General features: G+C 48.6%; 17 protein-coding genes and 1 pseudogene. 6 read left to right on the top strand and 12 right to left on the bottom strand.

Going from position 1 to position 17740, the window contains the following annotated elements; translation table 11 throughout:
- Positions 1–29: 29 nt before the first annotated feature.
- The 5 genes and pseudogenes from AC2VDX_RS16705 to AC2VDX_RS16725 all read left to right on the top strand — a co-directional run bounded on the left by AC2VDX_RS16705 (position 30) and on the right by AC2VDX_RS16725 (position 5894).
- Positions 30–3002 (top strand): HEAT repeat domain-containing protein, encoded by a 2973-nt coding sequence (locus AC2VDX_RS16705; protein ID WP_378183390.1) that lies wholly within the window; start codon positions 30–32, stop codon positions 3000–3002.
- A 134-nt stretch (positions 3003–3136) separates the two neighbouring features.
- A complete protein-coding gene (locus tag AC2VDX_RS16710) occupies positions 3137–3616 on the top strand; it encodes a Crp/Fnr family transcriptional regulator (RefSeq protein WP_378183393.1) in 480 nt (159 codons plus the stop codon).
- A 353-nt stretch (positions 3617–3969) separates the two neighbouring features.
- A pseudogene (locus tag AC2VDX_RS16715) lies at positions 3970–5159 on the top strand (RNA-guided endonuclease InsQ/TnpB family protein).
- Positions 5160–5190: 31 nt separating this feature from the next.
- A complete protein-coding gene (locus AC2VDX_RS16720) occupies positions 5191–5571 on the top strand; it encodes an element excision factor XisH family protein (RefSeq protein ID WP_378183396.1) in 381 nt (126 codons plus the stop codon).
- 26 nt (positions 5572–5597) lie between these two features.
- The gene (locus tag AC2VDX_RS16725) at positions 5598–5894 is read left to right on the top strand and encodes a XisI protein (protein WP_378184024.1); all 297 of its coding nucleotides are present in this window, start codon (positions 5598–5600) and stop codon (positions 5892–5894) included.
- On the opposite strand, the gene AC2VDX_RS16730 is transcribed toward AC2VDX_RS16725, so the two are convergent.
- From AC2VDX_RS16730 to fbp, 10 genes are all read right to left on the bottom strand, one after another.
- Positions 5872–6006 (bottom strand): hypothetical protein, encoded by a 135-nt coding sequence (locus tag AC2VDX_RS16730; protein ID WP_378183399.1) that lies wholly within the window; start codon positions 6004–6006, stop codon positions 5872–5874. The genes AC2VDX_RS16725 and AC2VDX_RS16730 overlap by 23 nt on opposite strands.
- Entirely contained in the window at positions 6006–6365 is a 360-nt protein-coding gene (locus tag AC2VDX_RS16735) for a type II toxin-antitoxin system PemK/MazF family toxin (protein WP_378183403.1), read from the bottom strand. The genes AC2VDX_RS16730 and AC2VDX_RS16735 overlap by 1 nt, the downstream gene beginning before the upstream one ends.
- The gene (locus tag AC2VDX_RS16740) at positions 6346–6531 is read right to left on the bottom strand and encodes a hypothetical protein (protein ID WP_378183406.1); all 186 of its coding nucleotides are present in this window, start codon (positions 6529–6531) and stop codon (positions 6346–6348) included. Before AC2VDX_RS16740 ends, AC2VDX_RS16735 begins: the two co-directional genes overlap by 20 nt.
- Entirely contained in the window at positions 6519–6713 is a 195-nt protein-coding gene (locus AC2VDX_RS16745) for a hypothetical protein (RefSeq protein ID WP_378183409.1), read from the bottom strand. The genes AC2VDX_RS16740 and AC2VDX_RS16745 overlap by 13 nt, the downstream gene beginning before the upstream one ends.
- 20 nt (positions 6714–6733) lie before the next feature.
- Positions 6734–8143 (bottom strand): dynamin family protein, encoded by a 1410-nt coding sequence (locus tag AC2VDX_RS16750; protein ID WP_378183412.1) that lies wholly within the window; start codon positions 8141–8143, stop codon positions 6734–6736.
- A gap of 155 nt (positions 8144–8298) precedes the next feature.
- The gene (locus AC2VDX_RS16755) at positions 8299–9744 is read right to left on the bottom strand and encodes a cobyrinic acid a,c-diamide synthase CobB (protein WP_378184026.1); all 1446 of its coding nucleotides are present in this window, start codon (positions 9742–9744) and stop codon (positions 8299–8301) included.
- A gap of 63 nt (positions 9745–9807) precedes the next feature.
- The gene (gene opcA, locus AC2VDX_RS16760) at positions 9808–11184 is read right to left on the bottom strand and encodes a glucose-6-phosphate dehydrogenase assembly protein OpcA (RefSeq protein ID WP_378183415.1); all 1377 of its coding nucleotides are present in this window, start codon (positions 11182–11184) and stop codon (positions 9808–9810) included.
- Positions 11185–11272: 88 nt separating this feature from the next.
- Entirely contained in the window at positions 11273–12802 is a 1530-nt protein-coding gene (zwf, locus tag AC2VDX_RS16765; RefSeq protein ID WP_378183418.1) for a glucose-6-phosphate dehydrogenase, read from the bottom strand.
- Positions 12803–12940: 138 nt separating this feature from the next.
- Positions 12941–14086 (bottom strand): transaldolase, encoded by a 1146-nt coding sequence (tal, locus tag AC2VDX_RS16770; RefSeq protein WP_378184028.1) that lies wholly within the window; start codon positions 14084–14086, stop codon positions 12941–12943.
- 110 nt (positions 14087–14196) lie between these two features.
- Positions 14197–15276 (bottom strand): class 1 fructose-bisphosphatase, encoded by a 1080-nt coding sequence (fbp, locus tag AC2VDX_RS16775; RefSeq protein ID WP_378183421.1) that lies wholly within the window; start codon positions 15274–15276, stop codon positions 14197–14199.
- A gap of 237 nt (positions 15277–15513) precedes the next feature.
- Between fbp and AC2VDX_RS16780 the strand changes: the two genes are divergently transcribed.
- Entirely contained in the window at positions 15514–16596 is a 1083-nt protein-coding gene (locus AC2VDX_RS16780; protein ID WP_378183424.1) for an ATP-dependent 6-phosphofructokinase, read from the top strand.
- Between the two features lie 182 nt (positions 16597–16778).
- On the opposite strand, the gene AC2VDX_RS16785 is transcribed toward AC2VDX_RS16780, so the two are convergent.
- Complete coding sequence (locus tag AC2VDX_RS16785) at positions 16779–17057, bottom strand: RNA-binding regulator (RefSeq protein WP_378183427.1); 279 nt, start codon at positions 17055–17057, stop codon at positions 16779–16781.
- A 403-nt stretch (positions 17058–17460) separates the two neighbouring features.
- Positions 17461–17682, bottom strand: a complete 222-nt coding sequence (locus AC2VDX_RS16790; protein ID WP_378183430.1) for a ssl0294 family protein — start codon at positions 17680–17682, stop codon at positions 17461–17463.
- Positions 17683–17740: the final 58 nt, after the last annotated feature.

Genomic DNA, 17740 nt, shown 5'->3' on the forward strand with positions numbered 1-17740 from the left:
ACTGACTACTGACAACGGACAAAATACCAATGAAACTGAACAATCGCGCTTGGTCTTGGTCCGATTGGGGACGGGCATTACTCCAGTGGGTCAATCTTCGTCCAGAAGAAGGAGAGCGAACACTATTCATGTTCGCTTTCTACACCACAACTTCCATAGGCATCATCTGGGCAGAAGCCAGCACTGTCGCCCTCTTCCTGAAAGAGTATGGCGCAGAGCAATTGCCCCTGTTCTATATCCTCTCTGCGGGTATTGGTTCGAGTCTGGGCTTTGTCTACTCTTGGATGCAAAAGATTTTGCCTTTGCGCTGGGTAGTTGTCCTAGTTGCCTGCCTTGCAGTCGTGCCCCTCGTACTATTTCGCCTGGGATTAAACATTGTCTATCTAGCTGGCGTCACGGTCTTTCTGATGAGGCTGTGGGTGGAAGCGATTAACGTCCTCAATGACCTCAACACTTCCATCACTGCCAATCAACTGTTCAATATCCGGGAAATTAAACGCACCTACCCCCTCATTAGTAGTGGCATCCTCGTCGCAGATGTGATCAGCGGCTTTTCCCTCCCTCTGATCCTCGCCACCGTCGGACTTTATAACGTTTCCCTAGTTGCTGTCGTGATGATGGGGCTGGGAGCTTGTAGCCTTTTTTATCTCACCCAACAGTATAAGCAAGCCTTCCCGGATTCTCCCCTCAGAGCCAGCTTGAATCAAGAAACCGACTTCACATCCAGGCGTCTGAGAGGCCCCTTACAGCGCTACGTCATCCCCTTATTTGGCTTCTTCATCGTCGGGCAGATTCTGTTCTTGTTAATCGATTTTCAGTATCTCAGTCAATTAGAACTGAACTTTGATAGCAAGGAAATTGCCAGCTTCCTCGGTTTGTTTAGCGGCATTGTGGGTTTATGCGAACTGGCAACCCAGTGGTTTATCTCCAGTCGAGCCATCGAAAGGCTGGGGGTATTTGTTGCCGCTATGTTGTTGCCTGCGGCAATTATTATCCTTAGCTTGGTCTCTCTCACCGGGATTACAGGCTTTTTTCTGGGTCTGATCTTCCTCAAATTTATCGACGAACTGCTGCGCTATACCCTCATGGCTGCCCTTGGGCCGGTTCTATTCCAACCGCTCCCTGATAATATTCGCAGCTCAATCCTGGCTCAGGTGCGAGGCATTGCCGAATCCCTCTCTACAGGATTTACTGGAGCGGGGATTTTAGGCATCATCAGCCTGTTAGCCTTTGCCTTTAACACCCTGTCGGAGAACTCGCTGCGATATCTCCAGAGTTGGGTGTTTGTCGCCGTTATTATTATTTTTGCCCTCCTCTGGCTGTTAATCGTTTTCCAGCTCCGGTCAAGCTATGTCGGCTTACTGGTTCAGAGCGCCCAAGGAGAACGGCTAAGCGTCTCTGATGTCGATCTGCGAGTCCTCAAGCGTGCTGTCGTCGAAACCTTAGAAAAACCAGGTACCGAAGCAGATAAACGCTCTTGCATCGAACTCCTGTGCCAAATCGACCTGGAGGATGTGGGCGAAATCCTCGCGCCGCTGCTGACTCACCTCGCTCCAGCCTTGCAGCGCCAGAGCCTAGAAGCAATGCTGCTGACGCCGAATCCCACTTATTTAGACCAAGTTCAGGCGCTGATTGCCCAAAAACCCAACCCAGAAGTTCTTGCCGTCGCTCTGCGCTATGTCTGGCTAACTCAGGAAACCCCCGATATTAGCCAGTTACAGCCCTACCTCCGCCCCAACGTAGACCCGGTGGTGCGCGGAACCGCCGCCGCCCTAATCTTGCGCCGGGGCACCCCGACGGAGAAAGCCGAAGCCACCAATACCTTGCGCCGGATGCTGACTCATCAACGGGAACGGGAACGAGTCATGGGTTGTCGAGCGCTGGGAGAGGCAGATTATTTGCAGGCACTGCGACTTTATATTCCTACTTTGTTGCAAGATGAGTCTTTGCGCGTGCGCTGCGCCTTGCTGGAGGTGATTTCCTCAACCCGCTTACACGAATACTATCCGGCTCTGGTGCGAGGGCTTTACTATAAGTCCACCCGCGAAGCCGCCCTAGGTGCGATTGTGCGTTTAGGAGATGAAGCGATTCCGATGCTGGTCGAGTTGGCACAAGATATCCACAAGCCAGACTTGGTAAGGCTACAGGCTTGGAGCGCTATGGGTCAAATTGGCACGTCCGAAACCCTCAATCAGTTGGTGGCTCATCTAAAAACCGGCTGGGGGACTACGCGACGCAACATCCTGCGGATTCTGCTCAAAATGCCCCACGAAACCGGAATTGACGGGGTTCTCGACCGATTAGGTCGCAGTGGCGTTGAAATGTTAATCGAGCAGGAAATGCTGTTTGTCGGACAGTTGTATGCTGCCTTAGTAGATTTGTCAGCGGATGAGCCAATTGAGTCCTCGTTTGCCTCAACACTAGAGGCGAAGCAATCAGCACTCTCATTGCTACGACGGGCACTTCTGGAAGAGCAGTCGGATGTGATCGAGCGGTGTTTTTTGCTGATGAAGTTTCTTTATCCGGCTAGCTCGATTCAAGCGGCAGCGTTTAATTTGCAATCTGATTCGCCGTCGAATATCGCGCTGGGTTTGGAAATTTTGGATAATACTCTGGATATTGCCAAGAAGCGATCGCTAGTGGGAATTCTCGACCGGCGATCGGAGGAAGAAAAACTGCAAAACTTGGCGGAGATGTTTCCCTATAAACCGATGATTCAGAGCGATCGCCTGCGTCGGTTGCTTGATTTACGTCATTTCCTGTCAGACTGGCCTTTAGCTTGTTGTTTTCATGCAGCACGTCAGGCGAAATGGAGTCTGACACCGGAACAGACGCTGGTGTGTCTGCGCCATCCCACTGGCTTTGTGCGGGAAGCGGTTCTGGCTTATTTGAGAGCCGCTGCACCTCGCGCTTTGCAGGAAATGTTGCCCGTCCTGAAAAATGACCGCGATCGCCTTGTAGCCGCCCAAGTTCAGCAGATGATGGCAGAACTGGGACAATAGAAGGGCTACGGACTCTGGACTCTGGACGATTACCGTATGGACGATGGGCTGCTCTAAAGTCTAAAGTCTAAAGTCTAAGGTCTAAAGTCTAAAGTCTAAAAGTCTAAAGTCCAAAGTCTAGAGTCTAGATTCCGATGTTAACCAGTGTTGAGCGCCTATTATTTGTCAGGGGCGTCCCGATTTTTCAGGAACTGCGGGATGATTTTCTGGTGCGGCTGGCTTCTGTGATGGATGAGTTATCCTTTCCAGCGCATCATACGATTTTTACCGAAGGACAAGAGGGGCGATCGCTCTACATTGTCGTTTCCGGCAGGGTACGGGTTCATTTTGGCGGTCGGGATTTGGCGCACCTGGAACAGGGAGCCACTTTTGGAGAAATGTCGTTGTTTGATGCTGAGCCGCGTTCGGCTTCGATTACGACTTTGGAACCCTGCGAGTGTCTGATGCTGACGCAGTTGCAACTGTATGATGCGATTGATGAGACGCCAGGAATTGCGGTGAACATCATTCGTCTGCTGTCCCGTCGTATCCGCGAACTGAACAACAAGATCAACGTTTATAAGGTGGAAAATCAGGAAGCAGATTTAAGCAAGGCGGGGAATTTGGGGGGATAAACCGCGAAGAAAGAAGAACAACGAAGCAAGAGAGAAAAGCGATGCGATCGCGTTGCGCTGACTTGTCAGTTCGCACATTTACCAAGCGTCTCTAATCAACAGCGATCGCCTTTCTACCGCCCTATAGGTAGCATGGAAGCCAGAAATATTAGTATTGATACGTATGTCTGCTAAAGATGTCTTTCATGAAGTTGTCAAGAGAGCTTTACCAAGAAACTGGGTTTAAAGCCCCGCCCTTATAGGTGTTCCCTGAGCCTGCCGAAGGGCGGCTTTTCTTTGACCGAGATTAGTGGAAATAGAATTTTTCTTGATTTTATAGCTATCTAAAGCTATAAACATGATACAATTCCTCCATGATTGTACTTGAGTTCAAGTTGAAAGGAAAGCCACAGCAGTATCGGATCGTCGATGAAATGATCCGGACCGCGCAGTTTGTCCGCAATAAAGCACTCAGGTACTGGATGGATAATCGTAGCGTTCAACTACCCGATCTCTACAAACAATGCGCTGTAATGGCTAAAGAGTTTAAGTGGGCGGGTAAGCTTAACTCAATGGCGCGTCAAGCTTCGGCTGAACGCGCCCTAATGGCGATCCAGCGTTTCTTAATTGCAAGGCTAAAAAGCCGGGAAAGAAAGGGTATCCACAGTTCAAGAAATTCACTCGTTCTGTGGAGTACAAAACTTCAGGATGGAAACTTTCTCCTGATAAGAAATGTCTCGCTTTCACTGACGGTTTTGCGGCTGGCACATTCAAGTTAATCGGCTCTCGTGACTTGCACTTTTACGCGCCGGAAGAAATCAAACGGGTGCGGGTCATCGCCAGAGCCGATGGTTACTACGCCCAGTTCTGCATCAATGTAGAACGAGTAGAGGAAGTAATTCCTACGGGTAAGGCGATTGGTTTAGATGTAGGACTAAACCATTTCTACACCGACAGCACTGGAGCAACTGTACCCAATCCTCGCCATCTCCGCAAAAGTGAGAAAGCGCTGAAACGGGCACAGCGGCGAGTCTCTAAGAAGAAAAAAGGTTCATCTAATCGCTTCGTAGCGATTAATCGGTTAGGGAGAAAACACCTCAAGGTCAGTAGGCAGCGTAAAGACTTCGCCATTAAGACGGCGTTGTGCGTAGTGAAATCTAACGATTTTGTAGCCTACGAGAATCTTCAGGTGAAGAACATGGTTAAGAATCATAAGCTCGGTCTATCAATTAGTGACGCAGCTTGGTCGCAGTTTGCCGGGTGGTTGCAGTATCTAGGGAAGGTGTATGGAAAGACAGTAGTCGCTGTTGCCCCTCACTACACTTCTCAGGATTGTTCTACTTGTGGTGCTACGGTCAAAAAATCACTCTCAACTAGGACACATATTTGTAGTTGTGGAACTGTTCTAGACCGCGACCATAATGCAGCGCTGAACATTTTAGCGAAAGGCTTGAGGCAAGCTGGGATTGAGATAAATACGGCGGGGCACGCCGGAATTAACGCTTGGGGACAGACCGACCTCTACTCCTTGGTGGTGACATTAAAGAGCAAGCCGACTGGTTGAGCCAAGAATCCCCGTCGATTTATCGCGGGGAGTGTCAAAGAAGGACGGTTGGCAGATTATTCACGATCCGCTCTCGATTGGTGTGGGTGGTGTAAATATGTCTATTGATTTGGCAGCAGAAAAGCTGATTGCGGCAGAACGGGAAGGTGAGAAAATTGCAGTTGAGGTTAAAAGCTTTCTGGAGAGGTCATCTGCAGTCTCAGAATTCCATACTGCATTAGGGCAATTCATCAATTACAGAGGCGCACTGAGGCGGCGAGAGCCAGAACGTGCTTTATATTTAGCAGTGCCTCTGACGACTGACAAAACATTTTTTCAACTTGATTTTCCGAAAGCGATGGTGGAGGAAAATCAGGTCAAAATGATTATTTACGATGCAGAGCGTGAGGTGATTGTTGAATGGAGAAACTAGCACGGTATCGGTAGCTTGTGCAACAAATGCTTTTGGCGTTTGGCAAGCGGAAGCCAGCTTACGGGGATATTGAAGTTGAGACGATTTTTGATATCGAGCGCGATCATTACCAAATTGTATATGTGGGGTGGGATCGGCAGGATTGGGTGCATAGTTGTGTCATCCACATTGACATCAAAGGTGGAAAGATTTGGCTTCAGTGGAATGGTACAGAGGATGATATTGCGGCGGATTTAGTTGCAGCGGGGGTTTCAAAGGAGGATATTGTGCTGGGATTTCAATCGCCGTTTATGCGACAGTTTACAGAATATGCAGCGGGTTAGGGTATTTTCGGAAGCGATCGCTATTACTGTCTCTAAATAGTAGCGATCGCGTTTTAGGTTGGTGGTTGTGGTAGAGGCGATAGCGAAGCGCAGAAAAAGTCAGTTCGCTCATTATCCAAGCGTCTCTGATGAGCCATTTTGTGGAGCATCAGGCTCCAAATCCAAAGCGAAAAGAATAGCTTGTTTGATTTGAAGCATTACTTCATCTGGCAGTTTACCCAGTTTTCGCTCAAGTCTCAGTCTTGGGATAGAAGCCAAACCTTGCACATTTGCTATGGATTCCCGCTCAAGGAAGTGGAGCTTGGGCAGTACAACTTCGTATAAACTTTCCCTATTCTGAGTTGTCAGTGGCACATAAATCACCAAAGCCCGTGGCGGATTCGGATCGTAGCGAGATAAAATCACAACGGGTCGCGTCTTCGCCGCCAATCCCAGATCGGCAAGCCAAACTTCACCGGGTTTCCGGTTCATCTAGTAAATCCAATACCTCTTGCTCAACAGCTCGCGATCGCAGAATATCCAGAACATCCCGATCTGCCATTTCAATGATTTCTGCTACACATTGCCGTACTTGTTCAGCAACATCAGGTTTCCACTGGCGCAATTTTGCGTCTAGTTCCTCTATCAGGGCATCCATAGATACCTCCATTGTCGGTTGTGGAGTGTCTCAAATTCAATACTAGAATATCTTTCCAAGAGCGATCGCGCGTTGCGCCGACCTGTCGGTTCGCGTTTTGGTGGTTGTAGTAGATGCGATCGCGCGTTGCGCCGACCTGTCGGTTCGCGCAGTAAAAGAGGGAATAACGCGATCGCATCCATTAGTCAAATTCTCTGGCAGCCTACCTAATTGTCTGTACTGGCTTCCAACTATCCAACGATTTCCGAATTGAGGTCAATTCATTCATATATTCATTCAGTTGGGCTTTCCGTTCCTTCAAAATTGCCACAATTCGATCGGGATCTGCTTCCTGCTTCTGGGGTTCGTTTGCCAAATGGTCAAGCTGATTCTCTAATGTTACAATTGCCTCATTAATTGGCGGTTCTAAACTTTGGGAATCTCCCTTTTTTTGAATACTTTCAGTTTTTATTTCCCAGTTCATGAGGCTGGTATTCAGAGAATCTTCAATTACTTTAGCAGCTTTATTGAGTTCTGCCAAAACTCCATTCAGAAGGTTCCAACCTGAATTTTGAATAATTCTTTGAAGCACTATTTCTTGAATAACCGGAATTCCGCTATCTTTTAGAACTTTAGGCGCAATTTCTATAGGTTGGGGAACTCTAAATTCACCTTCCTCGGTTTCTTCAATATAGTTCCCTAAAAATACTTGTACAAACTCTTTTGTATGACTGCTAGTTGCTGTGCTGCTTTGAATCAGTTTTGCTAAAAGTCCTTTTTTAGAACTTGCCGAATAGATAATTGGATTGGAAAAACCTAAGCCAAATAACTTTTGTTTCCAAATTTCTATGACCTCAGGAACGTCTGCATCTGTGTCCGGTTTCGGCTCAATTTCATTAATAACAAAGAAAACTTTACTTTGATTTACTGCTAAAATTTTGCGGTAATTGTCTATTATTTTCTTTAAAAAACCGGAGATAGACTCATTTTGAAAATCGCTATCGTTTAAAATAAACAAAATCACATCACTAATTTTTAAAGCTTCCAAAATAATCTGTTTCTGGTCTGTTGTCGGGGTAGATTCCCGCTCATTTTGAACAGGCAGATCGGTCAGGGTGAAGCCAGCTAGAGATGAAAGCGTGCTAATTGCTTCAATCGGATGTTCTATTTTAAAGCGGATAGTATTGTCAGGATTATGATGATTCCGAATATAGTGGGTACGCTCTTGGAATTTTTGTTGAATTTCGACCGCATCACCAGAGGCGATCGCAACAGGTTGCCGATTTCCTTCTCGATACTCCAGAAATCTAGGCACTTGTCCAGAGTCAATATGTCGAATATCTGTACGGCAGACAGTACTCGCTTCGGCTTCACTTGGTAAAATATCTGCCCCCATTAAGGCATTGAGAAAGGTGTTTTTGTCTGCATTCTGGGGAGCAATAACCGCCACTTGATACTTCTGCTCTTTTAAGGCGTATAGCGCTTTAGTAATGTCATTTTCAATGCGTTGTAACGCCTTGGTATCGTCTCCCTCGCCTTCGCGTGTCGCTCGAATCTCTTGAAGGGACTGTAAGAGTAGCCTGCCTGTGATATAGATGCTGTCGTGTGCTGCTTGGAACTGTTCAGAAGACATAGCGATCGTCCGCCGAAAGGGGCTAGCGTAAGTTAGCTAAAGCTTACATCAGCTGAACGCAGAAGAAGCAAGCAAAAGTGACAGTTGCGATCGCAGGCTACTACACGCTCAAGCATTGCAGACAAAAGTAGCGAGCATCCGCCCACCAATCGGTTTTACATCGTGCTTGACTCCTTACCAGCTTGGGCAAAATGAAGACAATGCTTTAAGAATCGAGCGGGAATCTCCGGACATCCGCCAAAATGAAGATGGACGTAGGAAGCATGAACGTGATGCACCGCCCATCCCTCGCTAGTAATCGGGCTGTGGGGATCGTACCCCCGAATTTGAAATAGAGGCGCTTCCGGTTCCTCAGTTAAGTGGGAACGGTGAAACTCATGCCCCCAAACGGTTGCCCCAGTAGGCAGGAGGGGACTTTCTTGCAGCGCGATCGCTTGCCGATACCCCAAACTCAGGCGCGAATTCATCGCGGCTGTGGTGGGCAAAACTCCTACCATTGGGTAAGAATTTCCCTCAAAATCTACAATCTGTTCCGACAAATACATTAAACCGCCACACTCGGCATAAGTGGGCATTCCCGCCAGGATTGCCTTCCGCACTGCATCACGAGTCGCGGTATTTTCAGCCAAGTTTTGGGCAAAAACTTCAGGGAAACCACCCCCAAAATACAATCCTTGGATGTCTTCTGGTAAGCTTTTGTCCGTCAGCGGACTCCAAAACACCAATTCTGCTCCCAAAAATGCGAGTACATCTAGATTGTCCTGGTAATAGAAGCTGAAACCGCGATCGCGTGCAACAGCAATTCTTAAAGGATCGAGGATGTACCCCGACGGTTGGGATGAAGTATCAATCAATTCTACCTGTTGCCTTTGTTCTACCTTGAGAAGCGGCAAGAGGTGTTCCCACTCAAAGCAACTGTCTCCCAAATCGGCAAGCCGATCGATTAAAGCGTCCATCTGAGAAAGCTCTGCGGTGGGCACCAAGCCCAGATGTCGGTCGGGAATGCTGATATTATCCTGTCGCCGCAGAATACCTAGAACGGGCAACTGCAAGGGTTCCAGAGCGTCTTTGAGAAGTTGCAGGTGGCGATCGCTTCCCACCCGATTTAGCACCACTCCAGCCATCTTGATTCTAGAGTCAAAGGAACGATAGCCATGAGCGATCGCTGCCACCGAACCAGATAACCGGCTGCAATCTAACACCAACAGCACGGGTAAATCCAAAAGTCGCGCAATATGAGCCGTACTCCCAAAATCAGTGCTGAGTGCAGAATCTTCCGCTTCTTGGTTAATGTTTAATTTTTCATTTTTAATTCTCTTGACTCCATCAAATAGCCCCATTACCCCTTCCACTACGGCATAGTCGCTCCCGCAACGATGACGTAAAAAACACTGCTGCACGTAAGTTTCAGAGGTCAGCACCGGGTCTAAATTTCGACAGGCACGACCAGTCACGTACCTGTGAAACATGGGATCGATATAATCTGGGCCAACTTTAAAAGATTGAACCTTGTAACCCTGACGACATAAAGACGACAGCAGGGCGAGCGTAACTGTTGTCTTGCCCACCCCGCTGCGTTCTCCTGCGATCGCTAAAGCCATATTTGGTAATTGCTTGTTGTTCATTGTTCATTTATGTTGCTATGAACGATGAACAATTAGCGATTAGCCATTAGCGATCGCTAATTTCAGAATTGCCGTGGTGATCGCCATACTTTCTACGTAAAGCATATCCCGACTCCAGCGCCGCAACTGCTGACTTAACAAGAACTCAGCCTTTTGGTCAGACATCGGCGCTACCTGCTGAATCCGGCAAGCTTGGGCACCACCACCTGCCTCCATCCGCATACAACCCGTGGTTTCGGAACACAAAACCGTACAACAGTCTGCATCCAGGTTCGTCGAACTCAGACGCAGCGCAATCAAGTCACCCGGTATATCGCCCCAGTCAGCAGTGGGAATCCCCGCCAACTCCGCTTCTATCGTCCGCTGATCGGGAGCAACAAATTGAATACGCTTGATATCATAATCACCGCCTTCTTGTGTATAAGAAACGGGGTGCCACTGCAACCGACTTCCCAGCCAACCGATAAACATCAGTGCTTGGTCGGGATTGCCCTTTTCATAATTAATCGTCACCTTATCCACTTCCTTGAGAGCCTCGCGGCGCTCTGGTGGATCGAAAGCCTCGGCGGTTAACTCTTGCCACGGAGCCAGCCGACGCCAATTCAGGTCAGCAACCGGAACGCCTTGTTCCAGAACGGTTTGTACCCGCAGTAAATCGTCCTCTGGTTCGTTGAAAACACAGGAATCAACGATGACAGAATTGCAGACTGCTGCCAGCCGCTTAAACAGACCATCATTGGGATCGGGCGTTCCCTTCCACCAGAGGAACTTAGGCAGACCGCCGATTAGCAGCCCAGTCACAATCCCACCGATGCGTTCCAGCGCTTCCGCAGTGCCTTGCAGAGTAATGTATTCGCAGCAGATGAGCGTATTTTGACTTTGCTTTTGGATGGGGCAATAGGCTGAGACTTGGGCAGTCACGCCTTCATCTTGCCCGGAGACGGGACACAAGGCAATGATGCGGCAGGGATTAGCGGCAGCGATCGCATCCGCAATTCTAAAGCTATCTGAGGAAGACTGCTGACCGTTACTGGCATCTGCCTCGGTTGTATTCCCAGCGGAGCGTTTCTTAGCTTGCTCTACTCGCAGTCGGTCGAGGATTCCGGCATCCGTCTTGCCCGTTACCGGCAGTCCATAAGCTTTCTGAGCCGCCTTGAGAGCCGCCACCGTCAACGGTCCATCAATTCCATCGATCGGGCCTTTGTAAAATTTTAAGGCTGCCAACAGCTGCTGAGTTTCCTCCGGTTCGTAAACCACAAAAGTAAACGTGGTTGCCCGTGTAGCCAAAGGAGACTCGCCATTGCCATTGTCGCTATTGTAGCTTTGCCAAATTTGATGCAGTTCCGCCTCAATTTCTGTCATTGAAACATCTTTGGGCGGCTGTATTGAAACAATCGGAAGAGATTGTGTGGTCATATTCGTTGCTAATTGCTAATTGTTCATTGTTCATTGTTCATTGTTCATTGTTCATTGCTATTAACCATGAACGATGAACCATGAACTATTAGAGCCTGCGCCAGCGGCGTCCATCTTGATTAATCAGCAGTTCTGCCTCCTCTGGCTCCCAAGTTCCCGCTTCATACTGGGGAATTGAGGTCGGGTCAGTCATCGCTTCCCAAGCGTTTAATGCCGGTGTCACAACACGCCACGCTTCTTCCACTTCATCAGCTCTGGTGAACAAAGTTTGGTCGCCTAGCATACAGTCGATTAACAGCCGGTCATAAGCATCGGACGTTGCCATCCCAAACGAGGAACCATAGCTAAAGTCCATATCTACCGACCGCGTCCGCAGTTCTGTTCCCGGCATTTTGGCTTCAAACCGTAGAGAAATCCCTTCATTCGGCTGAATCCGCATCGTCAGCACATTCGGGCTAGCTTGTTGGGCGGCAGATTGAAAGATTAAGAAAGGAACTTCGCGGAAGTGGATGGAAATCTCACTGACCTTTTTGGGTAGCCGCTTGCCAGTTCGCATATAGAAAGGAACTCCTTGCCAGCGCCAGTTATCAATTAGCAGCTTCATGGCGACATAAGTTGGCGTCGTGGAGTTGGGATCGACCCCCGGTTCTTCTCGATACCCAGGCACCGGCTTACCCTTCATCCACCCAGCAGAGTATTGACCCCTGACCGCTGATAACTCCAGGTTATGCACGTCTGCCAAGTGAGTTGCTTGCAGAACCTTCATTTTTTCTGTGCGGATACTATCGGCATCCAGGGAATTGGGCGGTTCCATTGCTGTGAGGCAGAAAGTCTGCATCAGGTGGTTCTGCATCATATCCCGCAAGGCTCCGGAGCTTTCGTAGTATCCGGCACGGTCTTCGACGCCTACGGTTTCTGCCACCATAATTTGAACGTGATCGACAAACTGCCGGTTCCAAATCGGCTCAAAAATTGCGTTAGCGAAACGAAAAACTAGGAGATTCTGAACCGTTTCTTTACCCAGATAGTGGTCGATGCGGTAAACCTGTTTTTCTTGGCAAACCTGCTGCACTACGCGGTTCAGAGCTTGGGCGGAGTTGAGATCCCGTCCAAAGGGTTTTTCAATCACCAAACGGGTTTTAAGTGCGTCATCAAGCATTCCCGCCGTACCCAGTTGGCGAAGGGCTTCTGTGAAGAATTTGGGAGAAACGGAGAGGTAAAATACGCGGTTTCCTCGCGTTCCGCGCTGACCATCCAATTCTGCTAAGAAGGCTTTCAGTTTCTGATAGCTTTCTGGCTTGTCAATATCACCAGGGCAGTAATACAGACCTTGGGCGAAGTCTTGCCAGAGTTCTTCTGAGCCAATACCATCGCTAAATTCTTCGATCCCCTGGCGCATCTGCTCCCGGAAGTAGTCGTGGCTCCAGTCCCGACGCGCCACGCCGACAATGGTCATTTCTGCTGGCAGGCGTCGTTGCAGCTTCATCTGATAGAGAGCTGGCACGAGCTTCCGTTGCGTCAAGTCTCCGGATGCCCCGAAGATTACCAAAATCTGCGGCTCTGGTATCCGTTCCTGCCGCAACCCAACACGTAAAGGATTTTCTAGCAGTGTGACCATAGAAGGATAGTTTTGAATTTTGAATTTTGAGTTTTGAATTTTGAGTTTTGAGTTTTAAATTCATAGATGAATTGATAGTTTTGAATTATCAGGCTATTTTCTTAACTCAAAACTCAGCACTCAAAACTCAAAACTTGCTTACACAGGTTGCAGATGTTTGATTTTCTCTTCCAAGGATGCTGTTAGAGATTCAAAGGGCTTCACAAATTTCTCAATTCCTTCGACTAGCAATTCGTCCATCACTTCGTCTAGATTGATGTCGATGTCGGGGTCTTTGAGACTTTCGATCAGATGATAAGCTTCTTCCACCCCAGTTTCAATGCGAGAGGCAACGTCGCAGTGGTCGGCGCAGGCTTCAATGGTATTTGGTGGCAAGGTGTTTACTGTTTCTGGGCCAACCAGCTCATCAACATACATTACATCGCTGTAGCTGGGGTCTTTGGTGCTGGTGCTTGCCCACAACAACCGCTGGACATTCGCACCTTTTTGTGCTAGAGCTTTCCAGCGATCGCTCCCAACGATCTCTTTGTACTTCTGGTAGGCAATTTTGGCGTTAGCGATCGCTATTTTGCCCTTAATTGCTAAAAGTTCTGCCTTTTTCTCGATTCGATCGACGCCTGCTTTCAGCTTGGCATCAATGCGACCATCAATATTAATATCGATGCGGCTGAGGAAGAAACTCGCCACCGAGGAGATTTTGCTGATGTCTTTGCCTGCCGCTGCCCGCTTTTCTAAGCCGCGAATGTAAGCCCAAGCAGTCTCAATATAGCTCTCCACAGAGAATAGCAGCGTCACGTTGACGTTGATCCCGTCTGAGATGACTTGCTCGACGGCTGGCAAGCCTGCTGAGGTGCCGGGAATCTTGATCATGACGTTATCTTTACCGATTTCTTGGTAATAACGTCGGGCTTCCTCAATTGTGGCTTGGGTGTCGTGGGCGATGGTTGGCGGTACTTCAATGCTGACGTACCCATCCAGACCTTCAGAAGAGTCATAGACAGGGCGGAGGATATCGCAGGCATTGCGGATATCCTCAAACACCAGCGATTCGTAAATTTTGTAAACTGGCAATCCAGCTTTGATCCCGGCTTCAATATCGGCGTCGTAGATGGCATTTCCGGCGATCGCTTTTTCAAAGATAGCTGGATTAGAGGTGATCCCGCAGATCCCCTGATTCTCAACCATATCTTTGAGTTCGCCGCTTTGAATCAAATCGCGGGTCAAGTTATCCATCCAGATACTCTGACCGTATTCTTTGATCTCTAATAGATGATTGTTTGGCATATCTGTCATTTTTTGGCTCCTAACAATTGTCTTTGTAACGCCAGATCGATAATGTTCCCGTTGAGCAGCTGGGAAAGCCAATTCGGGAATTTTTTCGAGACCGCAAAACCTTATTGAGGCACGCGCGAACGAGCGATCGCGTTTTTATCCTCATCCCATGCCCGTTTCTGAATGAAAGATTCTACCAAGGTGACATCTTCTTTGCTACCGATAAGCAACGGCGATCGCGCATGAATGGCATTTGGCACTACGTCCAAAATATCCTCAGTGCCCGTACTAGCTCGACCCCCGGCTTGCTCTATTAAAAAGGCTAAGGGAGCCGATTCATACAGCAACCGCAATTTTCCTTCGGGTTTTTTCACAGTACCGGGGTAAAGAAAAACACCTCCTTGGAAGAGAATCCGGTGAATATCTCCCACCAATGCCCCGCCGTATCGAGCCGTATAGCCTTCCTGACGATGAACATAGCGGATATAGTCTCGCAAGGGTTCTTCCCACTGCCAGAAATTGCCCTCATTGACGCTGTAAATAGGGCCGTGGTTGGGAATTTGAATGTTTTCACTCGAAAGGATAAACTCACCTAAGCTGGGATCGAGGGTGAAAGCGTGAACCCCAGTGCCAATCGAATAAACCAGCATCGTGCTAGGGCCGTATAGCACATAACCTGCCGCGATTTGTTTGCGCCCATTTTGCAATAAATCGCCGCCTGTTTGATTTTCATCCGTTCCTTCTTGTTGGCGAATTGCGAAGATGGAACCCACGTTGATATTGATATCTACATTCGAGGAGCCATCAATCGGGTCATAAAGCAGGGTATAGCGCCCGATGGGGCAATTTTCGGGAATATAGTAAGGCTTCTCCATTTCCTCGGATGCCAAACGGCAGACTAAACCGCTTTGCTTAAACACCGAGATAAATACGTCATTAGCATAGACATCCATCTTTTTGACGGATTCTCCCTGCACGTTCACATCACCCGTAAATCCTAGGACGCCTTCGAGTAATCCCGCCCTGCTAAGTCGTCGCGCAATCAACTTTGCCGCCAGGGCAATGCGATTCATAATCGCGCTCAAATCCTGTGCGTCTGCCGAAAAGCTGTGGAGTTGCTGCAAGACGTGACGAGATAGCGTCGTGCAGTCACGATCCAGGGCTTGTTCCTGAACGACGAAAGGCTGTTCCACGTTGGACATAGTTTTCGTCCTCCTTTCAATAAATGCTTTGTTAACAGGGCAGCTCTGATTGAGACTACTGCCCCAACATATCAAGACCCGGTCGCCCTACCTTCTATCTTAGGGAGCCATTTCTCAGGATGGTGTTTAACTTTATATCAACTAAAGAAATAAAATCTTGCTTACCCGCTTTATTGTCTAAAAGACAACGCTTAAAGTGAGATCGGATAATTATCGGTCGCAATACAAAAAAACAAGATGGGAGAATACAAACGGATTGGAATCCTGACCAGTGGGGGTGACTGTGCTGGGCTAAATGCCGTGATTCGGGCAGTTGTCCGCTGTGCAACTGGTAGCTATGGCTGGGAAGTGCTGGGGATTTGCCGCTCTACTCTGGGCTTAATGAGCAGTCCGCCAGAAGCAATCAAGCTGGAGTTTGATAAGGTTGACCACTTGCTGACGATGGGCGGTACAGTGCTGGGGACGACGAATAAAGGAAATCCCTTTGCGTTTCCAATGCCGGATGGAAGTTTGCGCGATCGCTCAGAAGACATTATTGCGGGCTACCATCAACTAGGCTTGTCAGCCTTAATTGGGGTTGGCGGGGACGGCAGTTTAGCGATTCTCCGAAAACTAGCTCAACAAGGCGGGATCAACTTAGTCGGAATTCCCAAAACAATTGATAACGATGTCGGTAGCACTGAGCGTTCTATCGGATTTGATACCGCTGTCAATATTGCCACCGAAGCTCTCGACCGATTACACTTTACTGCGGCTAGCCACAATCGAGTCATGATCCTGGAAGTCATGGGGCGCGACGCCGGTCATATTGCCCTGAATGCGGGAATTGCCGGTGGAGCCAATGTCATCTTGATCCCGGAAATTCCTTACAAAATTGAGAATGTCTGTCGCCAAATTCGAGATCGTCAGGCGATGGGAAAGAATTTCTCGCTCGTGATTGTCTCAGAAGCAGTTTGCACGGCTGAAGGCAATCCGGTTAAGAGTGTAGATCGATTCGGGGAATGTCGATTAGGAGGAATCGGGCAGTACCTGGCGGAGGAAATTTCGATGGCGAGTGGTGCAGAAACCCGTGTGACTGTTTTAGGTCACGTTCAGCGAGGAGGACTGCCTTCGCCCTTGGATCGGTTACTGGCAACTGCCTTTGGGGTGGCGGCAGTCGATCTGATCGCTGAGGGAAAGTACGACCACGTTGTCACCTGGCAAAACCGCGAAATTGTCAGCGTGCCGATTGCTGAAGCGATTGGACAATACAGAGCCGTCGATACCGAGGATACTCTGGTCAAAACTGCCAGAGGTTTGGGGATTTGCCTGGGAGACTAAAAGACTAAAGTGCTGCAAGCTGGTGTAGAAACATCTAACAGAGGAGTTTGCGATCGCTTGCTTCGTATGCTTCGCTCTGACAGCGAAGATTGACTGTGACGATGCGTAGTGAAAGCTAGCACGGTTGTCCTTTTTTATGCGTGTTTTTCACGCCAACCGTGCTGATTTCGCCCTATCTCTCCTTAAAATCGGCTTCGCCTCGCGCCGCCGCGATCGTCCTCCTTGGGTCGTGCTTTATTAACTCTAAGCTGACGGCCCATCCATTCAGCCCCATCTAATTGTGTGATGGCTGCGTCTTCTTGGGCATCATCTGTCATTTCAACAAAGGCAAATCCGCGCATACGTCCCGTTTCGCGGTCTGTCGGCAAGACAACTCGCTTCACCGCGCCGTACTCTGCAAAGACTGCTGTCAAATCTTCTTCGGTCGCTTGGTAAGACAGGTTTCCAACGTAAATGGTCATGTGGATCGCTAAAGCTGAACGAGGAACTAAAGTTCAGAACCCTTAGATGGCTAGATGTGACCCATGATGCCAGGTCAAGACTTATTTACCAATGGTGAATTTTCACTCTTCCCCGCCCACAAATGTGGCTGCACGAGTCCCAAATCCGACCATTAATAGGACTGAACTTTGAGGTTTCGTCCTATCATAGCCTACTAATTTCATTGTGGGAGGTCATCTAGCGTACACACTGATGGGTTTTCTAATTATTAAAATTCCTTGACTTTTAACTGTGGCTCGGATGGCATTGCCCAAGAGGGAATTTTAAAGATTAAAGAGGCTAAATTTCACCGGAAAATGGCTTGCCTGCTGCCAGCTTTCCAGCCGTCTTTATCTTTAGCCTCATTCAGCTTTCGGTGCCAAGTTAGTCAATAGAAATTGACTGGGGGCCATTGCGTCTGCCGTTTCCACTGCTGTTGGAAGAAGCCGTAGGGGAGGGAGGAACACCTGCCTCCCCGTCGAGCCAGCTTTTCACGGGATCATCATTAAGGTTGATGCGGAGTAAGCCAGAAACCAATCCACCTAAGAAAGCGCCTGGGTGCTGGGTGAATTCTTTAAAGAGCGGTGTTAGTTCATCGAGAAACATGGAAAGTCTCCTGCTGAGGCGATAGTAACTGATGTCTATGCGTTGATCGTAGCGCGTC

This window comes from Coleofasciculus sp. H7-1 (assembly GCF_057473865.1).